The following is a 4,899-nucleotide window of genomic DNA, read 5'->3' as shown; positions in this document are numbered from 1 at the left end:
GCGCTGCGCGTCGCGCGCCGCTCGGGCGCCGGGCTGCTCGCCGCGACCAGGACGCTGGCCGCGCGGATGCCGCTGGGCCGGCTGCCGGCCGAGGCGGTGCGCCGGCACCGCTCGCCCGAGCCGACCAGGGAGGGCGGCACGGTCCAGGTCCTCACCTACCCGACGGCGGGCGCCGAGTTGGCGAACATCGCCGACCTGCTGCGCCGCGCCCGTCTCGAGGACGGGCTGCCCTGGGGCGAGATGGCGGTGCTGGTGCGCGCCGGCCGGCACACCATCCCGGCCGTGCGCCGCGCCCTGACCTCGGCCGGCGTCCCGCTCGAAGTGGACGGCGACGACCTTCCGCTGCGCCAGGAGCCGGCGGTCGCCCCGCTGTTGACCGCGCTGCGCGTCGTCGCCGAGGCGGGCGCGACGGGTCCCGAGGGCGCCGGCGCCGCGCTCGACGCCGAGACCGCGACCCGGCTGCTCACCTCGCCGCTGGGTGGCATGGACGCCGCCGACCTGCGCCGCCTCGGGCGCGCCCTGCGCGAGGAGGAACGGGCGGCCGGCGGCGGCCCGCCCCCGCCGTCCGACGCGCTGATCGCCCGCGCGCTGGCCGAGCCCGAGCGGCTGGTCACGCACGACCCGGCGTACGCCGGCGCGGCCCAGCGCCTGGGCCAACTGCTGCGCAAGGCGCGGGAGGCGCTGGCCGGCGGCGGCACCGCCGAGGAGGCGCTGTGGCTGCTGTGGGACGGCACCGGCTGGCCGGGGCGGCTGGAGCGCGCCGCCCGGCGCGGCGGCGCCGCCGGGCGCAACGCCGACCGGGACCTGGACGCCGTCTGCGCCCTCTTCGAGGCGGCGGCGCGCGCGGAGGAGCGCATCGGCGGCCGGGGGGCGCTCAACTTCCTGGCCGAGCTGGAGGCGCACGACATCCTGGCCGACACCCTGGGCGCGCGCGCCACCCGCCCCGACGCGGTGCGGCTGATGACGGCCCACCGCGCCAAGGGCCTGGAGTGGTCCCTCGTCGTGGTCGCCGGGGTGCAGGAGGGCAGCTGGCCCGACCTGCGGCGCCGTGGCTCGCTGCTGGAGGCCGACCGGATCGGCCGGGACGGCCTCGCCGAGCCGCTCAGCCCGGGCGCGCTGCTCGCCGAGGAGCGCCGGCTGTTCTATGTGGCCGCGACCCGCGCCCGCGACCGGCTGGTGGTCACCGCCGTGCGCGGCACCGACGACGGGGAGCAACCCTCCCGGTTCCTCGACGAGTTGGGCGTCGAGCCCGTCGAGGTGAGCAGCCGCCCGCCGCGCCCCCTGTCGTTGACCGCGCTCGTCGCCGAGCTGCGCGCCACCACCGTTGACCAGGACGCGTCGCCCGCGCTGCGCGCCGCCGCCGCCGAGCGGCTGGCCCGGCTGGCCGCGCTCGCCGACGACGACGGCCATCCGCTGGTCCCGGCGGCGCACCCCGAGCGCTGGTGGGGCCTGCGCGAGCCCACGCGCTCCGAGGCGCCCCTGCGCGACCCCGAGCGCCCCGTCGCGCTGACCGGCAGCGCCCTCGACCAGCTGGTCAACACCTGTTCCCTCCAGTGGTTCCTGGGGCGCGAGGCGCACGCCGACGCGCCCCCCAGCACCGCCCAGGGCTTCGGCAACGTGCTCCATGTCCTCGCCGACGAGGTCGCCTCGGGCACCAGCCCGGCCGACCTGTCGGTGCTGATGGCGCGCCTGGAGTCGGTCTGGGACTCCCTCGCCTTCGAGGCGCCCTGGCAGTCCCGCCGCGAACAGGCCGAGGCCAGGGCCGCGTTGGAACGCTTCCTGCGCTGGCACGTGCTGCGCGCCGAGTCCGGCGCCGAGCCGGTCGCCAGCGAGCGCGAGTTCGAGGTCACCCTGCCGGCGGGACCGCACGAGGTCCGCATCAGGGGCGTGCTGGACCGGGTGGAACGGGACGCCGACGGCCGCGCCTACGTCGTCGACTTCAAGACCGGCAAGGGCCGGCCGACCGCCGACGAGGTCGCCCGCCACCCGCAGCTCGCCGTCTACCAACTGGCCGTCCGCCACGACGAGTCGGTGGCGGGACCGGACGCCGAGACGGCCGGCGCCGCCCTCGTCCACCTCCGCCAGGGCGCCGCCCGCAGGGACGGCGGCGACGAGCTGCCCGCCGTCCAGCGCCAGGAACCGCTGACCGGCGAGTCGGAGAACTGGGTCGGGGAACTGCTGGCCGAGGCCGCCGGCCGGGTCCTGGACGAACGCTTCACCCCGCGCACCGGAAGCCACTGCGGCACCTGCGCGTTCAGGAGTTCCTGCGCCGCCCGGCCCGAGGGCCGCCAGACCGTGGAGTGAGCCACGGTCGGCCCTCGGTCGGCCCCTCGGCCTCGGCGGCTCGCGGCCCGTTGTCGGTGGTGGCGACTACCCTCACTCGGGTGCCCGCGCGACTCACCGGTCCCGAGCAGCTCGCCGAGTTGCTCGGCGTCCCGTTCACCCCAGAGCAGCTGGCCTGTGTCACCGCGCCCCCGGTGCCACAGGCGGTGGTCGCCGGCGCCGGCTCGGGCAAGACCACGGTGATGGCGGCGCGCGTCGTCTGGCTCGCCGGCACCGGACAGGTCGCGCCCGAGCGGGTGTTGGGCCTCACGTTCACCAACAAGGCCGCCGCCGAGCTGGCCGAGCGGGTGCGCGCCGCGCTCGCCAGGGCCCGCATCGACACGGCCGAGTCCGGCGAGCCCACCATCTCGACCTACCACGCGTTCGCCGGCCGGCTGCTGAGCGAGCACGGGCTGCGGCTCGGCGTCGAGCCCTCCTCCCGGCTGCTCGCCGACGCCGGCCGCTACCAGCTGGCGGCCGAGGTGCTGCGGGGCGCGCCCGCCGACTTCGAGCCCCCCGCCACCGGGTTCACCACCCTGGTCGCCGACCTGGTCGCGCTGGACGCCGAACTGTCCGAGCACCTGGTGGAGCCCGAGCGGCTGCGCGCCTTCGACCGCGCGTTGCTGGCCGAGCTGGCGAACGCCCGTCTGAGCAACGCCGCGCTCCGCCAGGTGCCCCAGACGGCCACCGGGCGGCTGGCCCTCGTCGAGCTGGTCGAGGAGTACCGCGCCCGCAAGCGCGCCCGCGACCTGCTGGACTTCGGCGACCAGATCGCCCTCGCCGCCCGGCTCGCCGTCGAACGCCCCGAGGTCGGCCGGCTGCTGCGCGAGCAGTTCGGGGTGGTGCTCCTCGACGAGTACCAGGACACCTCGGTCGCCCAACGGATGCTGCTCGCCGGCCTGTTCGGCCAGGGCACCGGCCACCCGGTGACCGCCGTCGGCGACCCCTGCCAGGCCATCTACGGCTGGCGCGGTGCCTCGGTCGCCAACCTGGACGACTTCCCCGAGCACTTCGCCGACCGCGCCGGCCGCCCCGCGACCGTGCTCACCCTCACGGAGAACCGCCGCAGCGGCGGCCGGCTGCTCGCCCTGGCCAACGACCTGGCCGCGCCGCTGCGCGCCCGCCACCCGGCGGTCCGCCCGCTGCGCCCGGCCGGCGGCGCCGAGCACGACGGGCTGGTCCGCTGCGCGCTGCTGACCACCCACGCCGAGGAGCTGACCTGGCTGGCCGACTCCATCGCGCACCTGGTCAACACCGGCACCCCGCCCGGCGAGATCGCCGTGCTCTGCCGCACCGCCGGCGACTTCCCGCTGATCCAGGGCGAGTTGGTGGCCCGCGAGGTGCCCGTCGAGGTGGTCGGCCTGTCGGGGCTGCTGCATCTGCCCGAGGTCGCCGACCTGGTCGCGGTCTGCCAGGTGCTCGCCGACCCGACGGCCAACGCGCCCCTCGTCCGGCTCCTCACCGGCCCGCGCTGGCGGATCGGGCCGCGCGACCTGGCGCTGCTGGGCCGCCGCGCCCGGCTGATGGTGCGCCGCTCCGCCGGCGACGAGGGCGACGCGGAGGCGGCGGCCCTGGCCAGGCTGGCCGACGCCGTCGCCGGCACCGACCCGGCCGAGGTGGTCTCCCTCGCCGACGCGCTGGACACCTTCGTCGGCGCCGGCGGGGACCAACCGGGCGGCGGCGAGCCCGACGACCGGCTGCCGTTCTCCGCCCAGGCCCGGGTGCGCTTCGCCCATCTGGCCGCCGAGCTGCGGGAGTTGCGCCGCTCGCTGGGTGACCCGCTGATGGATGTGCTGCACCGGGTGCTGGGCGTCACCGGCCTTGAGGTGGAGCTGGCCGCCTCCCCGCAGGCCCTGGCCGCCCGCCGCCGGGAGACCCTGGGCGCCTTCCTCGACGTGGCGGCCGGCTTCGCCGCCGGCCGCGCCGGCACGGCGGTGCGCGGGGAGGCCACCCTCCCCGCCTTCCTCGCCTTCCTCCGGGCGGCCGAGGAGTTCGACCGTGGCCTCGACGGCTCGCTGCCCAGCGGCGAGAACGCGGTCCAGGTCCTCACCGCGCACAAGGCCAAGGGCCTGGAGTGGGACGTGGTCGCGCTGCCCGGGCTGTGCTCCGGGGTCTTCCCGGCCGTCCGCGCCAGGGACTCCTGGCTGCGCCAGCCCAGGACGCTGCCGCACCCGCTGCGCGGCGACGCGGCCACCCTGCCGCCCACCCCTGAGTGGACCTCCGCCGGGCTGAAGGAGTACGGCGCCCGGACCGCCGAGGAGTTGGAGCTGGAGGAGCTGCGGCTCGGCTATGTCGCGTTCACCCGGCCCCGCCGGCTGCTGCTGGGCTCCGGGCACTGGTGGGGGCCGAGCCAGAAGAAGCCGCGCGGCCCTTCCGGCTTCCTGGCCGCGCTGCGCGCGCACTGCGAGGCCGACCCGAGCCACGGCGAGGTCGAACGCTGGGCGGAGCCGCCCGAGGAGGACGCGGAGAACCCGGCGTTGACCGCCGCCAGGACGGCCGAGCTGGCCTGGCCGCTGCCGCTCGACCCGGCGGCGCTGGCCCGCCGCCGCGCGGCGGCCCGCGCCGTGCTGACCCACC

At 77.8% G+C, this 4,899-nt stretch carries 2 protein-coding genes; both read left to right on the top strand.

Going from position 1 to position 4,899, the window contains the following annotated elements:
• The coding region (locus EBN88_RS28575) for an ATP-dependent DNA helicase (protein WP_147472886.1) at positions 1-2,304 on the top strand (2,304 nt) is incomplete at its 5' end.
• A gap of 80 nt (positions 2,305-2,384) precedes the next feature.
• Positions 2,385-4,899 (top strand): ATP-dependent helicase (locus EBN88_RS28570; protein WP_147472885.1); only part of this gene is annotated, 2,515 nt, incomplete at its 3' end.

Source organism: Streptomyces triticirhizae (assembly GCF_003696235.1).
GTDB lineage: Bacteria > Actinomycetota > Actinomycetes > Streptomycetales > Streptomycetaceae > Streptomyces > Streptomyces triticirhizae.
The sequence above is the reverse complement of the archived record's forward strand: the minus strand, read 5'-3'. Positions and strand labels throughout refer to the sequence as shown.